15 protein-coding genes and 1 pseudogene are annotated in these 16,320 nt (G+C 42.3%); 13 read left to right on the forward strand and 3 right to left on the reverse strand.

Translation table 11 applies throughout. The features are described from left to right. The 5 genes and pseudogenes from HMPREF2979_RS09650 to HMPREF2979_RS09670 all read left to right on the forward strand — a co-directional run. Positions 1–680 (forward strand): annotated as a pseudogene (locus tag HMPREF2979_RS09650) (peptide ABC transporter ATP-binding protein); the annotation flags it as partial. A gap of 60 nt (positions 681–740) precedes the next feature. Next, entirely contained in the window at positions 741–2,234 is a 1,494-nt protein-coding gene (locus HMPREF2979_RS09655) for an ABC transporter permease (RefSeq protein WP_014634823.1), read from the forward strand. Continuing rightward, positions 2,234–3,160 (forward strand): oligopeptide ABC transporter permease OppC, encoded by a 927-nt coding sequence (gene oppC / locus HMPREF2979_RS09660; RefSeq protein WP_070656548.1) that lies wholly within the window; start codon positions 2,234–2,236, stop codon positions 3,158–3,160. Before HMPREF2979_RS09655 ends, oppC begins: the two co-directional genes overlap by 1 nt. Before the next feature lie 9 nt (positions 3,161–3,169). Next, a complete protein-coding gene (locus HMPREF2979_RS09665; RefSeq protein WP_070656550.1) occupies positions 3,170–4,255 on the forward strand; it encodes an ABC transporter ATP-binding protein in 1,086 nt (361 codons plus the stop codon). Next, entirely contained in the window at positions 4,248–5,177 is a 930-nt protein-coding gene (locus HMPREF2979_RS09670) for an ATP-binding cassette domain-containing protein (protein WP_070656552.1), read from the forward strand. Before HMPREF2979_RS09665 ends, HMPREF2979_RS09670 begins: the two co-directional genes overlap by 8 nt. A gap of 53 nt (positions 5,178–5,230) precedes the next feature. On the opposite strand, the gene HMPREF2979_RS09675 is transcribed toward HMPREF2979_RS09670, so the two are convergent. From HMPREF2979_RS09675 to HMPREF2979_RS09685, 3 genes are read right to left on the reverse strand one after another with little or no spacing between them, the layout of a single operon-like run. Next, on the reverse strand, positions 5,231–6,016 hold the full coding sequence (locus HMPREF2979_RS09675) for an ABC transporter permease (protein ID WP_070656554.1): 786 nt from the start codon (positions 6,014–6,016) through the stop codon (positions 5,231–5,233). An 11-nt stretch (positions 6,017–6,027) separates the two neighbouring features. Next, positions 6,028–6,726 carry an ABC transporter ATP-binding protein gene (locus HMPREF2979_RS09680; RefSeq protein ID WP_070656556.1) on the reverse strand — a complete coding sequence of 233 codons (699 nt, stop codon included), beginning with the start codon at positions 6,724–6,726 and terminating at the stop codon, positions 6,028–6,030. A gap of 4 nt (positions 6,727–6,730) precedes the next feature. Beyond that, entirely contained in the window at positions 6,731–7,108 is a 378-nt protein-coding gene (locus HMPREF2979_RS09685) for a GntR family transcriptional regulator (RefSeq protein WP_002884206.1), read from the reverse strand. Positions 7,109–7,289: 181 nt separating this feature from the next. Between HMPREF2979_RS09685 and HMPREF2979_RS09690 the strand changes: the two genes are divergently transcribed. The 8 genes from HMPREF2979_RS09690 (at position 7,290) to rsmB (ending at position 16,306) form a co-directional block, all read left to right on the forward strand. After that, positions 7,290–8,084: an HAD family hydrolase gene (locus HMPREF2979_RS09690; RefSeq protein ID WP_070656559.1), complete on the forward strand. Its 795-nt coding sequence runs from the start codon at positions 7,290–7,292 to the stop codon at positions 8,082–8,084. After that, complete coding sequence (locus tag HMPREF2979_RS09695; protein ID WP_070656561.1) at positions 8,077–8,895, forward strand: Cof-type HAD-IIB family hydrolase; 819 nt, start codon at positions 8,077–8,079, stop codon at positions 8,893–8,895. Before HMPREF2979_RS09690 ends, HMPREF2979_RS09695 begins: the two co-directional genes overlap by 8 nt. A gap of 10 nt (positions 8,896–8,905) precedes the next feature. Next, complete coding sequence (gene ftsY, locus HMPREF2979_RS09700) at positions 8,906–10,303, forward strand: signal recognition particle-docking protein FtsY (RefSeq protein WP_070656563.1); 1,398 nt, start codon at positions 8,906–8,908, stop codon at positions 10,301–10,303. 233 nt (positions 10,304–10,536) lie between these two features. Next, on the forward strand, positions 10,537–11,166 hold the full coding sequence (gene gmk / locus HMPREF2979_RS09705) for a guanylate kinase (protein WP_002884259.1): 630 nt from the start codon (positions 10,537–10,539) through the stop codon (positions 11,164–11,166). Positions 11,167–11,187: 21 nt separating this feature from the next. Further along, positions 11,188–11,502, forward strand: coding sequence for a DNA-directed RNA polymerase subunit omega (gene rpoZ / locus HMPREF2979_RS09710; RefSeq protein WP_013990232.1), 315 nt, complete (start codon positions 11,188–11,190; stop codon positions 11,500–11,502). Positions 11,503–11,644: 142 nt separating this feature from the next. Continuing rightward, entirely contained in the window at positions 11,645–14,041 is a 2,397-nt protein-coding gene (locus tag HMPREF2979_RS09715) for a primosomal protein N' (protein WP_070656564.1), read from the forward strand. Between the two features lie 17 nt (positions 14,042–14,058). Further along, the gene (gene fmt / locus HMPREF2979_RS09720) at positions 14,059–14,994 is read left to right on the forward strand and encodes a methionyl-tRNA formyltransferase (RefSeq protein WP_070656566.1); all 936 of its coding nucleotides are present in this window, start codon (positions 14,059–14,061) and stop codon (positions 14,992–14,994) included. After that, on the forward strand, positions 14,984–16,306 hold the full coding sequence (rsmB, locus tag HMPREF2979_RS09725) for a 16S rRNA (cytosine(967)-C(5))-methyltransferase RsmB (RefSeq protein ID WP_070656568.1): 1,323 nt from the start codon (positions 14,984–14,986) through the stop codon (positions 16,304–16,306). Before fmt ends, rsmB begins: the two co-directional genes overlap by 11 nt. Positions 16,307–16,320: the final 14 nt, after the last annotated feature.

Here is a 16,320-nt window from a genome sequence, read left to right on the forward strand (position 1 = left end):
TCCCAATTCACTTGGACCTTCCAGTTGACCAAGCTGCAAAACCAACTGTAGCACGTGCACAATCTTTGAAACAATCTGTTGAAAAGACACTCGGTAAAGAAAATGTGGTTGTGGACGTTCATCAAATGTCTCAAGATGATCTTCTTAACAGTACTTTGTATGCAGCTAATGCGGCAGCAGAAGACTGGGATATCAATATTTCAGTTGCTTGGGCGCCTGACTACGAAGACCCATCAACATTCCTTGATATCTTCAAGACAACAGCTAGTGAGAACACAAAAACTTACATGGGATTCGACGATCCTAACAATGCAGCAGCAGCTCAAGTAGGTCTTAAAGACTTTGATGCTTTGGTTGATAATGCAGCTAAAGAAACAAGCGACCTCAATGTACGTTATGAACGTTATGCAGAGGCACAAGCTTGGTTGGAAGATAGCTCACTCTTCATGCCACTTATGGTTAACAAGGGTGCTGCTCCAATGGTAGCTCGTTTGACACCATTCTCAGGTGCTTACTCTCAAGTAGGACCTAAGGGTTCTGACAGATACTTCAAGTACCTTGAGCCTCAAAAAGATGTTGTCACTAAGAAAAACTATGATAAAGCCCGTGAAAGCTGGCTTAAAGAAAAGTCTAAGTCCAACGAAAAAGCTCAAAAAGACCTTGAGAAACACGTTAAATAAAAGGACGATGGAACTTTCTCATTAGATTGGGAAAGTTCTTTTGGAATTAAAGGAAGAGACATGAAAAAATACATTTTATTGAGAACCCTCCGTTCTCTATTGTCAATATTTGTCGTGACGGCCTTGACCTACACGATTATCTATACCATGGTGCCGAGGCGTCTGATTTTCAGACAGGACCCTAACTACAACAAGATTGCTAAGACAGCTGATTCTAAGGCTAACTATGAAAATACAATCTATGAACGTATGGGTTACATTGATTACTATGACACCAAGGAGTTGCAGGAGAAAGCTAGCTCCCTTGATAAGTCAGTAACCACTAAGCCAACAAAAGAAAATAAAGCTATTTACCAAAAATATGTGGATAGTTTAGGACATGGCTGGCGTTTGCATCAATTCAAGCAAAGTAAACAATTCTATGCAACACGTGATGTTCCAGTGCTTGAACGTGTATTTGGCTTCTATACGCACCTCTTTGAATTTGACAATACTGGATGGGTTAAAGATAAAACAAATCCAAACTTGAAGCGTTACATCCGTATTGAAAATGATCCAGCTATCGGTTGGTCAGTTGTCGGTTCAGGAACTAAGCATAAATATTTGCTTTACTTTAACGGTCAGTTCCCATTTGTTCACCAAAACTTTGTGAAGATGAACCTTGGTACCTCTTACCCAACTTATGCTGAGCAAGGTGTTCTTGATGTTATTACGCAAGGCCAAGGGCAAACACAAAGCTCTGAGGTCAACTTCCCTACTGGTAAGAAGATATCTTCAGTAGATATCTACTCTCGTACTTATAAATCACCAAGTCAGGCTGATGCGAGAGATCGTTCTTACTATGGAAATGACCCATATACAGCAACCAAGAGTCGCTACCAATACCCATCAATGGTGACAAGTTCTGCCATTGCAGGTTTGATTGGTTTGGTCTTGTCTTATGCTTTGGCAATTCCATTGGGATCATACATGGCACGCTTTAAAAACACGCTCTTTGATAGTGTATCAACAGGTGTCTTGACTTTCTTGCTTTCACTACCAACCATCGCCTTGGTTTATATCATTCGTTTGATAGGTTCTGAAATTGGTCTTCCAGATTCCTTCCCTATCTTGGGTGCAGGTGACTGGCGTTCATACGTCTTGCCATCTGTTATTCTCGGTCTCTTGTCAACACCAGGTCTTGCTATTTGGATTCGTCGTTACATGATCGACTTGCAATCACAAGACTTCGTTCGTTTTGCACGTGCCAAAGGGTTGTCAGAACAAGAAATTTCGAATAAACACATTTTCAAAAATGCTATGGTTTCCTTGGTTTCAGGGATTCCAGCTTCTATCGTTAGTGTTATCACAGGGGCAACCTTGACAGAAACGATCTTCGCCTTCCCTGGTATGGGTAAAATGTTGATTGACTCTGTTCGTGCTTCAAATAACGCTATGGTTGTGGGTCTTGTATTTATTTTCACAGCCCTCACCATCTTCTCATTGCTTGTGGGTGATATCCTTATGACTATAATTGACCCACGTATCAAATTGACATCTAAAGGAGGTAAATAATGGCTTCAATTGATAAAAGTAAGTTCCAATTTGTAAAGCGCGATGATTTTGCCTCTGAAACAATTGATGCGCCGGCCTATTCATACTGGAAATCGGTGATGCGTCAGTTCTTCAAGAAGAAGTCAACAACTGTCATGTTGGGAATCTTGATTGCTATCATTTTGATGAGTTTTATCTACCCGATGTTTTCAAAATTTGACTTTAATGATGTGTCTAAGGTTAATGACTTTAGTGTACGTTATGTACATCCAAACGCTCAATACTGGTTCGGTACTGACAGTAATGGTAAGTCCCTCTTCGATAGTGTTTGGTTTGGAGCTCGTAATTCTATCCTTATTGCTGTTATCGCTACCTTCCTTAACGTTGTTATTGGTTTACTTGTGGGTGCTGTTTGGGGGATTTCTAAGACCTTCGATATGATTATGATGGAAATCTACAACATCATCTCAAATATTCCTGCCCTCCTTGTAGTTATCGTCTTGACTTACTCATTGGGTGCTGGTTTCTGGAATATGATCTTTGCCATGACTGTTACAGGGTGGATTGGTATTGCCTATACTATCCGTATTCAAATCATGCGTTACCGTGATTTGGAGTATAACTTGGCTTCTCGTACACTGGGAACACCAACTCCTAAGATTGTGGTTAAAAACATCATGCCACAACTAGTATCAGTTATCGTAACCATGGCTAGTCAACTTTTGCCAGGATTTATCTCTTATGAGGCCTTCCTTTCATACTTTGGTTTGGGGCTTCCCGTTACTACGCCTAGTCTTGGTCGTTTGATTTCAGACTATGCACAGAACGTTACAGTCAATGCATATCTCTTCTGGATTCCATTGACTACCTTGATTCTCGTTTCTCTCTCTCTCTTTATTGTCGGTCAAAACTTGGCGGATGCCAGTGACCCACGTACGCATAGATAGGAGTCCAATATGACAGAAAATAAAAATGTAATATTATCGGCTCGCGATATCGTCGTGGAATTTGACGTTCGTGACCGTGTTTTGACAGCTATTCGAGGGGTCTCTCTTGATTTGGTTGAAGGTGAAGTTTTAGCCTTGGTTGGTGAGTCTGGTTCAGGGAAATCAGTGTTGACCAAAACTTTTACAGGGATGCTGGAAGAAAATGGTCGTGTCGCTAGTGGTTCGATTGATTATCGCGGTCAAGATTTGACTAAGCTTAAGAGTCACCAAGATTGGGCACCTATTCGTGGGGCTAAGATTGCAACTATCTTCCAAGATCCTATGACCAGTCTTGACCCAATTAAGACTATCGGTAGCCAAATTGTTGAGGTCATTGTCAAACACCAAGGAAAATCAGCCAAAGAAGCTAAAAAAATGGCCATTGATTACATGGACAAGGTTGGTATTCCTGATGCTGAAAAACGTTTCAACGAATATCCTTTCCAATACTCTGGTGGGATGCGTCAACGTATCGTTATTGCCATTGCCTTGGCTTGTCGTCCTGATGTCCTTATCTGTGACGAGCCAACAACTGCCCTCGATGTGACCATTCAAGCTCAAATCATCGACCTCTTGAAATCACTCAAAGAGGAGTACGGTTTCTCAGTGATTTTCATTACCCATGACCTTGGTGTGGTAGCAAGTATCGCTGATAAGGTTGCTGTTATGTATGCTGGTGAAATCATTGAATACGCAACTGTTGAGGAAATTTTCTATGAGCCTTGTCATCCATACACGTGGAGCTTGCTTTCAAGCTTGCCACAGTTGGCTGATGATAAGGGTGAGCTTTTCTCAATTCCAGGGACACCACCATCACTTTATACACCAGTTGTTGGGGATGCCTTTGCCTTGCGTTCAGACTATGCTATGCAGATTGACTTCGAGGAAAAAGCACCACAATTCCAAGTTTCAGATACTCACTGGGCTAAGACCTGGCTCTTACATAAGGATGCACCAAAAGTTGAAAAACCTGCGGTTATCCAAAATCTACATGAAAAAATCCGTGCTAATATGGGATTTGCACATTTAGGAGATGAGGAGGAAGGCAATGCCTGAGAAGTTAGTTGAAGTAAAAGATGTGGAGATTTCCTTTGGTGAAGGAAGCAAGAAATTCGTTGCTGTCCACAATGCTAATTTTTTCATCAACAAGGGTGAAACCTTTTCCCTCGTTGGTGAGTCTGGTAGTGGTAAAACCACTATCGGGCGTGCCATTATTGGTCTAAATGATACAAGTAATGGTGAGATTATTTTTGACGGTAAGAAAATCAATGGACACTTGTCTCACTCTGAGAAAAACGACCTTATCCGTCGTATCCAGATGATTTTCCAAGACCCTGCGGCTAGTTTGAATGAACGTGCAACAGTTGATTATATCTTGTCTGAAGGCTTGTACAATTTCCATCTTTATAAGGATGAAGAAGACCGTAAGGCTAAAATCAAGGAAATCATCAAAGAAGTAGGGCTTCTTGAGGAGCACTTGACACGTTACCCTCACGAATTTTCTGGGGGACAACGTCAACGTATTGGGATTGCACGTTCCTTGGTCATGCAACCTGATTTGGTTATCGCTGACGAACCCATCTCAGCCCTTGACGTGTCAGTTCGTGCCCAAGTTTTGAACTTGCTTAAGAAATTTCAAAAAGAGTTGGGATTGACCTACCTCTTTATCGCTCACGACTTGTCAGTGGTCCGTTTCATTTCTGACCGTATCGCTGTTATTTACAAGGGGACAATCGTGGAAGTTGCTGAGACAGAAGAACTCTACAACAATCCTATCCACCCTTACACCAAGTCACTCTTGTCTGCTGTTCCTATTCCAGACCCAATCTTGGAACGTAAGAAAGTCTTGAAGGTTTATGATCCAAACCAACACGACTATTCGGTTGATAAACCAGAAATGGTTGAAGTACGTCCAGGACACTTCGTTTGGGGTAACAAGGTCGAAACCGAGACTTATCGTAAAGAACAAAGTAAATAAGTCTTTTCAATGCAAAAAAAAAAATCGTGTTCCAGAAGGAACACGGTTTTTCTTTAGTCTAAATTTAAGCGTTTGGTCATGATATAGTAGGTACCAAAGTAACTTGCCGCGATGAGAATGAGAGACTGAACTAGACTAAAGATATATGACGAGTTATTAATTGCAGTATTTGTTGCATCTCCGGTCAGGGCTGCACCGAGTCCAAAGAAGAAACCAATAAAGAATAGGATAGCCTGAATGGCGAAATAGGCGACAAATCCCATAAGAACTTTGTTAGTATTGAAGAGGTTTCCGATACTAATACAGAGGTAATAGAAAAGGATACCAGCAATCATTGACAAGATTGTAGAAGGGATGAATAGGTAGAAAGCGCCTATCTCTTTTAGAATTTGGCCAAAGTAGCTGGTAGCTAGGAGGATATCTTTCATATCAAGGCAGAAAGCAGCTATAATTCCAATCGAAAGAAGTATAACGAGTGATGAAATGATATCTAAAATAAAGGCTACCAAGAGTTTAGACAAGATTAATTGGTGGGCAGAAACTGGGAGCGTATTGGTTAGATAACCTTCTCTCCCAAAGACAGTCTTTGCAAAGCGTCTGACAATGAGGACTATTGTCGCTATATAAATAGTTCCCCATACAATAATGGTAGCAAAAACCATCAGTGTGAAGAAAGCAAAGAAGAGTAGACTAGGTTCTTGGTGGCTCTGTTCAGTTACAAAAATAGATTTTCGAAGCATTAAACCCAAGGGGATTGAGAGTAGGATGGCAATACCATAGATGCCGAGGTACCATTTACGGACCGATTGTAATTCATATTTAACTAATTTCCAAAACATGCTCATACCTCCTAGTTGTGGAACATCTCTCTAAAGAGTTTGTCGATAGATTTGCCATGGGCTTGACGAATATTATCAGCGTCCCCTTGAAGTTCAATCTGACCGTATTTTAAGAAGACAACTTCATCTAGGACAGATTCAATGTCTGCAATCAGATGGGTTGAAATGATAACAGAAGCATCTTCAGAGTATTGGTTGATGATGGTTTTAAGGATGTAGTCACGTGATGCAGGATCGACACCACCGATAGGTTCATCGAGGAGATAGAGTTTAGCCTCACGACTCATAACCAAAATCAACTGAACTTTTTCTTTGTTACCTTTTGAAAGATCTTTAAGGCGCAAATCAGGCTGGAGCTTTAAATCCTGCAAGAGTTGCAAGGCAAGAGGATAGCGGAAGTCAGCATAGAAATCTTGGAAGAAGTCCAAGTAGTATTGGATAGTCTTACTTTCATCTAAATAAGTTGTATCAGGTAGATATGCTACTTGAGCTTTGGTGATAGGTGATGGCTGAAATCCATTAATGGTTACTAAACCAGAAGTTGGTTGGAGGAGGCCATTCAAAATCTTGATGAGAGTTGTTTTACCACTACCGTTTGGTCCTAAGAGACCAATGATTTTACCAGAAGGAATGGACATGGTCACATCTCTAAGGGCTGGAAGACCATTATAGGTCTTGGTGAGATTTGTTAGAGTTACAATATCAGTCATCGGTCTATAAGTCCTTTCCTGTTTGTTCAATGTAGTCAGTAATGATAGCTTTGATTTCAGGTGAGCTAAAACCAATGGCTGCCATCTCAGTGACAAAGTTCTTCATGAGACTTTGGGCAATCTCATGTCGTTTTTGATCAATAAGTTTTTCATCTTCGGTAACAAAGCGACCAGAGGTACGGGCAGAATAGACCAGCCCCTCTTTTTCAAGTTCTTGGAAGGCTCTTTGTACGGTGTTGGGATTGACCCCGGCTTCCTGAGCAAATTCCCTTACAGGTAGGAGTTGTTGTCCCATACTCAATTCCTTGGAAGCTATCTTCAGTTTGACGCGATAGGCGATTTGAAGATAGATTGGCGATTTTTCATCAAATGTCCAAGCCATAAGAGACTCCTTTCTAAAAGTATAATAGTATTATTTTTGTACTATCGTAATGATACAACTAAAATGATGAATTTGCAAGTAAAATGCCATATTTTCTCTAATTTCTTTGGCTTTTCCCAAACTTATGTTCCTATTTTTGGTACAATAGGGGCAAGTATATTCGACCTGAAGGGAGATTATTTTGAAAATTTTAGCAACAGATATGGATGGTACTTTTCTAGACCATCTTGGTACCTATGATAAGACACGTTTGGATAACCTTTTGGCTGCTTGTGAAGCTAAAGATTACGTTTTTACAGTAGCTTCTGGCCGAGCTCTCTTGGCCTTGGAGGAGCTTTTTGATGGTTTTGTGGACCGCATTGCTATTATTGCGGAGAATGGAGCCTTGGTTCAGTACAAGGGTGAAGTCCTGTTTGAGTCCAAGCTAGAACCTAAAGATTATTTAGAAATTGCAGACACGACTTTAGCCTTGCCAACTTGTGAGGGAATTCTCTTGTCGGGACGTCGTGGTGCCTATGCTCCAAACGATGCAGATCCAGCCTATCTTAAGGCCATGGAACGTTACTATGAAAATGTTATGGCAACGAACCTTGAAGCGGTTACAGATGACATTTTCAAGGTAACTGCTAAGTTCCAAGGGGATACCATTATGGAACGTGGTGACTACCTCAACACGATTTTTGAGGATATGACAGCTGTGACAACTGGCTTTGATTCTATGGATATTATCCTTAAAGGTGTGGACAAGGGCTTTGGTCTTTACCATCTTTGTCAAGAGTTGGGGCGTCAAGCTTCAGATGTTGTAGCCTTTGGTGATAATCTCAATGATATGGAGATGCTGACCTTTGCAGGGCGTGCGGTTGCTACGGAAAATGCGCGTGATGAGATTAAGGCAGTAGCTGATGAGGTGATTGGTCACCATAAAGACGGTGCAGTTTTTGACTACATGGAAGGATTGGTGGGCTCAGATGTCTGAGATTAAATTACTAGCCTTGGACCTAGATGGGACCCTCTTTACTAAGGATAAGCAAGTAACAGCTGAAAATAGAGCTGCTCTGAAGGCGGCAGAAGCTAAGGGGGTTCATGTGGTCATTACGACTGGTCGTCCTCTGCCAGCTATTACTCATATCTTGAAAGATTTGGGATTGTTGGATGATAAGCACTATAGTGTGACCTTCAATGGTGGCTTGGTTCAGCGTAATAATGGGGATATCCTCATAAAGAAAGAGATGAGTCGAGAAGATTTAAAACAGATTTATGCTGTCTTTGAACCTCTAGGGCTTCCTATGGATGTTATCAGTGATGGTATTGTCTATGGGGTTCCGAGTAAAGGCAACCATTCTCTCTATCGTCAGGCTAATCCTACCTTGACCTTCGTTGATGTGGAGAGTATTGATGACATTCCTGAAAATATCGTCTATAATAAGGTAGTTACGGTCTGTGAGGAAGCGTTTTTGGATGCTCAAATTCAAAAACTACCTAAACAGCTATACCAGAATTTTGAAGTTTTTAAGTCTCGTGAAATTATCCTTGAGGTTATGCCCAAAGGGGTTCATAAAGCTGTAGGCTTGAAACTTTTGTCTGATTATCTTGCCCTTGATAAAAGTCAGGTTATGGCTATGGGAGATGAGGAAAATGACTTGACCATGTTGGAGTGGGCTGGTCTAGGTGTGGCTATGGCAAATGCTGTTCCTAAGGTTAAGGCTGTTGCCAAGGCAGTAACGACAAAAACTAATGAGGGATCTGGAGTGGCTGAGGCCATCCACAAATATATTCTAGAGAAATAAGGAGAACCAAATGGGTCTATTTGATCGATTATTTGGACAAGAGGAAAACCAGTCACAGGAGACTGTAGCAAATCAGGAAATTTCAGAAACTGAGGCTCTTGATAATCAAGACTTGTCAACAAGTGAAGGGACAAGCCAAAGTCAAACAGAACAGCTCAGTGAGTCAGAGACTCAAGTAGAAGAGATTTCGTCTACAGAATCTGTTGAAGAAAGCGAATCTACTGTAACAGAAGAAAGTGAAGTAGCGTCTGATGAGGACCTATCTGTTGATGATCAGGCGTCAAGTGAAGCAGAGGGCGTATCAGAGTCAGAAGAAATCCAAGTCGCTGTGGATAACCACTTCGCAGATGTCATGGCTGATTACTATGCTAAAAAGGCTCAGGTAGCTGCTGCTGCAGAAAAAGGTGAAACGGTTACTTTTGAGGCTGTTCAAACCCGTAAAGTTGAGGAAAAACCTGAAGAAGTTCAGGCCTCAAAAACTGAAACAGAACAAGAAAAATACAATCGTACCCTTAAGAAGACGCGTACAGGTTTTGCTGCTCGCTTGAATGAATTCTTTGCGAATTTCCGTCGTGTTGATGAGGAGTTCTTCGAAGAATTGGAAGAAATGCTGATTCTTTCCGATGTTGGGGTTAATGTTGCCACGCAATTAACGGAAGACTTGCGCTATGAAGCTCGCCTTGAAAATGTCAAAAAGACTGAAGATTTGCAACGCTTGATTATCGAAAAACTTGTGGACATCTACGAGAAGGATGATGTCTACAAGGAGCAGATTAATTTCCAAGATGGTTTGACAGTCATGCTTTTCGTTGGTGTCAACGGGGTTGGTAAGACAACGTCTATCGGTAAGTTGGCGCATAAATACAAACAAGAAGGCAAAAAAGTTATGTTGGTAGCTGCTGATACCTTCCGTGCGGGAGCTGTCGCTCAGTTGGTTGAGTGGGGGCGTCGTGTTGATGTGCCAGTAGTGACCGGTGCTGAAAAGGCTGACCCAGCTTCAGTGGTCTTTGACGGTATGGAAAAGGCCCTTGCAGAGGGAGTCGATGTCCTTATGATTGATACTGCGGGTCGTTTGCAAAATAAAGACAATCTTATGGCAGAGCTTGAAAAGATTGGTCGTATTATCAAACGTGTGGTTCCAGAAGCACCTCATGAAACCCTCTTGGCCTTGGATGCTTCAACAGGTCAAAATGCCCTTAGTCAGGCCAAGGAATTTTCAAAAATTACACCTCTTACAGGTCTTGTCTTGACTAAGTTGGATGGTAGTGCCAAGGGTGGTGTGGTCCTAGCTATTCGCCAAGAGTTGGATATTCCAGTTAAATTAATTGGTTTTGGTGAGAAAATTGATGATATTGGTGAGTTCCATTCAGAAGAATTCATGCAAGGTCTCCTGACTGGTTTGGTTTAAAAGAGTATTTAAAAAGAGTGAGTACTGGGAAAAGGAATTCACTCTTTTTAATGGTGTCCTCACCTTGAAAAAAGTCACTTTTATTGGTAAAATAGTAAGGAAAAACGCATGCTTTGAAAAGTGAGCTGTAACTTAATCACTGAACAACCCCTAAGCCGTAAAAGGAGATGATTGCTTTCTCTTTTTTAAGGTGAGTCATAAGAAGATTTTTAATCTTAGTTTAAGGAGAAGACATGTCTGAACGTGGACTTTTGATTGTTTTTTCAGGGCCTTCTGGTGTCGGAAAAGGAACTGTTCGTCAGGAGATTTTTTCAACACCTGACCACAAATTTGAATACTCAGTATCAATGACCACACGTGCCCAGCGTCCTGGTGAAGTTGATGGGAAGGATTATTTCTTCCGTTCACGTGAGGAATTTGAAGAACTTATTCGTAATGGTCAAATGTTGGAATATGCTGAGTATGTAGGTAACTACTACGGAACACCTTTGACTTATGTCAATGAAACCTTGGATAAAGGTATTGATGTTTTCCTTGAAATCGAAGTTCAAGGGGCCCTTCAGGTTAAGAAAAAGGTTCCAGATGCTGTCTTCATCTTTTTGACGCCACCAGATTTGAACGAGCTTCAAGAACGTTTGGTTGGTCGTGGAACAGATTCTGAGGAAGTTATTGCTCAACGTATCGAGCGTGCGCGTGAAGAAATTGCTCTCATGAGCGAATACGATTATGCCATTGTTAATGACGAAGTGCCTCTAGCTGCTGAGCGTGTCAAACGTGTTATTGAAGCAGAACACTTCCGTGTTGACCGTGTGATTGGCCGCTATCGTAATATGATTTCAGAAAAGAAATTATCAGATAAATAAATTAGAAATAGGTATAGAATTATGATGTTGAAACCCTCTATTGACAAACTTTTGGATAAAGTGCCTTCAAAATATTCATTGGTTATTTTGCAAGCAAAACGCGCCCATGAATTGGCCGCTGGTGCTGAACCAACTCAAGAGTTTACGTCAGTAAAACCAACCCTTCAAGCCCTTGAAGAAATTGAAACTGGTAATGTGACTATTCACCCAGATCCAGAATCTAAACGTGAATTGGCACGTTTGAAAGTGATCCAAGCACGTCTTGCTGCTGAGGAAGAAGAACGTAAAATCAAAGAACAAATCGCTAAAGAAAAAGAAGAAGGCGATAAAATCTAAAATCAAAGTCATGCTTTGGTTTATGAGGAGAGGGGAGCTGAGGCATAGTGTCTCAGCTTCCTTCTTTATGATGATAATCAAGAGCTCAGCTTTTCTTGAGCTTGAAAGATACTGGTCTTAAGGAAGTAACAGGAGGAAATTTATGGTTTTAGTAGCACAAATTATTGTAGACGTTCCTCTGATGCAGACGGACAGGCCTTATAGTTACCTTATCCCTGAAGCTATGCAAGGTCAAATTGCCCTTGGTATGCGAGTGCATGTACCTTTCGGTAAAGGAAATCGTCTATTGCAAGGCTTTGTTATTGGTTTAGAAGAGCAGGAGAACTTAAGAGACTTTCCTGAATTAAAACCTATTGCTGAGCTTTTAGATTATGAGCCAGTCCTTAATCAGGATCAACTGGACTTGGCTGATCAGATGCGACATACGGTCTTTTCCTATAAGATTTCCATCTTGAAGTCAATGCTACCTGGTCTCCTTAATTCTCAGTACGATAAGGTTATCATGGCGACTGATAAACTAGGTGAAGAAGATAAACAGACTTTTCTTCAGGGGCAGGATCATGTTCTTTTCTCGCAGTTGTCAGAGGAGCAGCGTCAAGCCATTCCTCGTCTGGTCCAGTCTGGGCGTGTAACGGTTGATTACCTTGCTAAGGATAAGCAGAATATCAAGACTGAGAAGCACTATAGTGTTCAAAAGGGCATTCTCGAGACTTTGGCTATTTCGCAACGGGCCAAGAAACGATTGGAGTTGCGGGACTTCTTGCTCGAGAAGAGTGAGCCAGGGAAGGTGGCAGACCTTCACAAGCTTTTTTCACGAGATGTGGTTAAGTTTTTCATCGAAGCTGGTGCCTTGGTCATCACTGAAGTTGAGGTCAATCGTGCCGATAGCTACTTTGAAAAGGTAGAGAAGACGGATTTTCTTGAGCTTAATGCTCAACAGGCGCAGGCTGTTGAAGAAATGACGCGTCAAATCGGACAAGGTGGCAAACCTTTCTTATTGGAAGGAGTGACGGGATCAGGGAAGACCGAAGTTTATCTGCATCTTATCGAGAGGACCTTGGCTATGGGGAAAACGGCTATTGTCTTGGTGCCAGAGATTTCCCTGACGCCCCAAATGACCAATCGTTTCATTTCACGGTTTGGTGACTTGGTGGCCATCATGCATTCAGGATTGTCAGACGGTGAGAAATTTGACGAGTGGCGAAAGGTTAGGTCAGGCCAGGCCAAGGTTGTCGTAGGAGCGCGTTCGGCTGTCTTTGCTCCCTTGGACAATATCGGTGCTATCATTATCGATGAGGAACATGAGGCTACTTATAAACAAGAATCCAATCCTCGCTACCATGCTAGAGATGTGGCCTTGCTTAGGGCTAAGAGTCATGGAGCCGTGCTTGTTCTTGGTTCAGCAACACCGTCTATTGAGACTCGGGCGAGAGCTCAGAAAGGGGTTTACCATTTTCTTGAGTTGACTCAGAGGGCTAATCCTAATGCCAAAATTCCTCAGGTGGAAGTGGTGGACTTTAAGGATTTTGTGGGCCGTCAAGAGGCCAGTGATTTTACGCCACCTCTCTTAGAGAAAATCCGAGAACGCTTGGGACGTAAGGAACAAGTCGTGCTAATGTTGAACCGTCGTGGCTATTCCTCTTTTGTCATGTGTCGTGACTGTGGCTATGTGGATGATTGTCCCAACTGTGATATTTCATTGACCTTGCACATGGATACTAAGACCATGAATTGCCACTATTGTGATTTTCAAAAAGCAATACCACATGTCTGCCCTAACTGTCAGAGCCGTCAGATTCGCTATTATGGGACTGGGACACAGAAGGCTTATGACCAGTTGACGGAACTTTTGCCAGAAGCCAAAGTGATTCGTATGGATGTTGATACGACACGTAAGAAAGGGGCTCACGAGAAACTCTTGGAGGCCTTTGGAAGTGGTAAGGCCGACATTTTGCTTGGAACTCAGATGATTGCCAAGGGCTTGGATTTTCCAAATGTTACCTTGGTAGGGGTCTTGAATGCAGATACGTCGCTAAATTTACCAGATTTTCGTTCAGCTGAGAGTACCTTCCAACTGTTGACTCAGGTGGCTGGTCGTGCTGGTCGTGCTGACAAGGAAGGGGAAGTTATTATTCAAACCTATAATCCTAGTCATTATGCCATTCGGTTTGCACAGCAACAGGATTATGAAGGTTTCTACGCCTATGAAATGGGGATTCGACGTCAGTTGGCCTATCCGCCTTATTTCTATACGGTAGGAATTACGCTTTCTCACAAGGATGAAGAGTTTGTGGTTCGCAAGAGCTATGAGGTTATGGCTTATTTAAGAGAGCACCTGTCAGACAAGGTGACCTTCCTAGGGCCTACGCCTAAGCCAATTGCCCGAACACATAACCTTTATCATTATCAGATTATTATCAAATACCGTTTTGAGGATAACTTAGAAGAAACGCTTAATAGGGTCCTTGACATGACTCAGGAACCTGAAAACAAGGACCTGCGTTTGATTATTGATCACGAACCTCAGAATTTTACCTAATCTAGAAAAGGAAGAATATGACAAAATTAGTATTTATGGGAACGCCTGCCTTTTCAGCGACAGTGCTGGAAGGACTTTTGACCGATGAGCGTTATGATATTGTCGCTGTGGTGACGCAACCAGACCGTGCTGTCGGCCGTAAAAAAGAAATCCGCATGACACCAGTCAAGGAAGTAGCTTTGGCGCATGACTTGCCAATTTATCAACCTGAAAAATTGTCAGGTTCTGAGGAAATGGCACAGCTTATGGCACTTGGTGCTGATGGGATTGTTACTGCGGCTTATGGACAATTCTTGCCAAGCAAGTTGCTTGATAGCATGGATTTTGCAGTAAATGTCCACGCTTCACTCCTGCCAAAATACCGTGGTGGAGCACCTATTCATTATGCCATTATCAATGGTGATGCAGAAGCAGGTGTGACGATTATGGAGATGGTCAAGGAAATGGATGCTGGTGACATGGTTAGCCAAAAGGCCTTGCCAATTCTTGACGAGGATAATGTTGGTACCATGTTTGAAAAATTGGCAGTCTTGGGTCGTGACCTCTTGCTTGAAACCTTGCCTGCCTATATCGCTGGGGAAATCAAACCTGTTCCTCAAGATGCTAGTCAGGTAACGTTTTCGCCAAATATTAGCCCAGAAGAGGAGCGCCTTGATTGGAACAAGTCCGCTCGTGACATCTTCAATCAAATCCGTGGTATGTACCCATGGCCTGTAGCACATACCTTGCTTGATGGCAAACGTTTCAAAATTTATGAGGCGGACTTGGCAGAAGGTCAAGGACAGGCTGGTCATATTATTGAAAAAACCAAGAAGAGTTTGGTAGTTGCGACTGGTCAAGGAGCCATTTCGCTTAAGACAGTTCAACCTGCTGGAAAACCTCGTATGGCTATTGCTGATTTCCTTAATGGGGTCGGACGCAATCTTGAAGTAGGTGATGCATTTGGCCAATGATTGGAAAAAAACAGCTCGTGGACAGGCACTTGCAGTCTTAGAAGAAGTCTTTCAGGAAGGGGCTTACTCAAATATTGCTCTCAATGCACATCTGAGCAAGTCGCAACTTACAGATAAGGACAAGGCCTTGGTGACGGAAATTGTCTATGGGACCGTGGCTCGTAAGATTACTTTGGAGTGGATCCTAGCCCATGTTATTGAGGACCGTGATAAGCTTGAGCCTTGGGTTTATGACTTATTACTTTTGAGCCTTTATCAGTTGGTCTATTTAGATAAGATTCCAGCCCATGCGGTGGTTAATGATGCTGTTGCTATTGCCAAAAATCGTGGCAATAAAAAGGGTGCTGAGAAGCTGGTAAATGCGGTTCTTCGTAAACTATCTAGCCAGCCTTTGCCAGATCCAAGCAAGATTAAACGTGTCAATAAACGCTATTCCGTTCAGTATTCTCTACCTGTATGGTTGGTTAAAAAACTTATCGACCAGTATGGAGAAGACCGTGCCCTTGCTATTTTCCAAAGCCTCTTTGTGAGAAATAAGGCTAGTGTACGTGTAACGGATGCGTCACGTTTGAAAGAGATAGCGGAGACCACTGGGGCTGAGCGTTCAGTCCTATCACCAGTCGGGCTTGTTAAGTCTTCAGGTTACTTTGCTGGAACAGATTATTTTAAAGAGGGCTTGTTGACCATTCAGGATGAGACCAGTCAACTGGTTGCACCAACTTTAGGAATTCAAGGTGAAGAAGAGATCCTGGATGCCTGTGCGGCACCTGGTGGTAAGACGGTTCATATGGCCTCTTATTTGACGAGTGGACATGTGACGGCGCTTGACCTCTATGATCATAAGCTTGCCCTTATCGAAGAAAATGCACAGCGTCTTGGCCTAGCTGATAAGGTTAAGACACAGAAATTGGATGCTAGTCAGGTACATCAAGTCTTTCCGGCTGATAGTTTTGACAAGATTTTAGTGGATGCTCCTTGTTCAGGGATTGGCCTCATTCGTCGGAAACCCGACATCAAATATAACAAGGATCTCCAAGACTTTGAGTCCCTTAAGGTTGTGCAGTTGGATATCCTATCCAGCGTTTGTCAAACCCTACGAAAAGGTGGTATAATAACATATAGTACTTGCACCATCATAGCAGAAGAAAATCAAGAGGTGATTCAAGCCTTTCTTGAGAGCCATCCTGATTTTGAGCAAGTTGCCTTAGACCATCCATGTAAAGACATCGTGGTCAATGGCTGTTTGGCAATTACCCCCGAACAGTATCTAACTGATGGTTTTTTCATCGCACAGTTGCGTAAAAAAGCTTAGGGTTACAGAGGAGG

Source organism: Streptococcus sp. HMSC078H12, assembly GCF_001814615.1.
GTDB lineage: Bacteria > Bacillota > Bacilli > Lactobacillales > Streptococcaceae > Streptococcus > Streptococcus salivarius_F.

Coding starts and splice junctions, on each gene's coding strand:
- ftsY (WP_070656563.1), top strand. CDS start 8,906: ATGGGTCTATTTGATCGATTATTTGGACAAGAGGAAAACCAGTCACAG.
- HMPREF2979_RS09680 (WP_070656556.1), bottom strand. CDS start 6,726: ATGACTGATATTGTAACTCTAACAAATCTCACCAAGACCTATAATGGT.
- HMPREF2979_RS09675 (WP_070656554.1), bottom strand. CDS start 6,016: ATGTTTTGGAAATTAGTTAAATATGAATTACAATCGGTCCGTAAATGG.
- oppC (WP_070656548.1), top strand. CDS start 2,234: ATGGCTTCAATTGATAAAAGTAAGTTCCAATTTGTAAAGCGCGATGAT.
- HMPREF2979_RS09665 (WP_070656550.1), top strand. CDS start 3,170: ATGACAGAAAATAAAAATGTAATATTATCGGCTCGCGATATCGTCGTG.
- gmk (WP_002884259.1), top strand. CDS start 10,537: ATGTCTGAACGTGGACTTTTGATTGTTTTTTCAGGGCCTTCTGGTGTC.
- HMPREF2979_RS09715 (WP_070656564.1), top strand. CDS start 11,645: ATGGTTTTAGTAGCACAAATTATTGTAGACGTTCCTCTGATGCAGACG.
- HMPREF2979_RS09685 (WP_002884206.1), bottom strand. CDS start 7,108: ATGGCTTGGACATTTGATGAAAAATCGCCAATCTATCTTCAAATCGCC.
- HMPREF2979_RS09695 (WP_070656561.1), top strand. CDS start 8,077: ATGTCTGAGATTAAATTACTAGCCTTGGACCTAGATGGGACCCTCTTT.
- rpoZ (WP_013990232.1), top strand. CDS start 11,188: ATGATGTTGAAACCCTCTATTGACAAACTTTTGGATAAAGTGCCTTCA.
- fmt (WP_070656566.1), top strand. CDS start 14,059: ATGACAAAATTAGTATTTATGGGAACGCCTGCCTTTTCAGCGACAGTG.
- HMPREF2979_RS09655 (WP_014634823.1), top strand. CDS start 741: ATGAAAAAATACATTTTATTGAGAACCCTCCGTTCTCTATTGTCAATA.
- HMPREF2979_RS09670 (WP_070656552.1), top strand. CDS start 4,248: ATGCCTGAGAAGTTAGTTGAAGTAAAAGATGTGGAGATTTCCTTTGGT.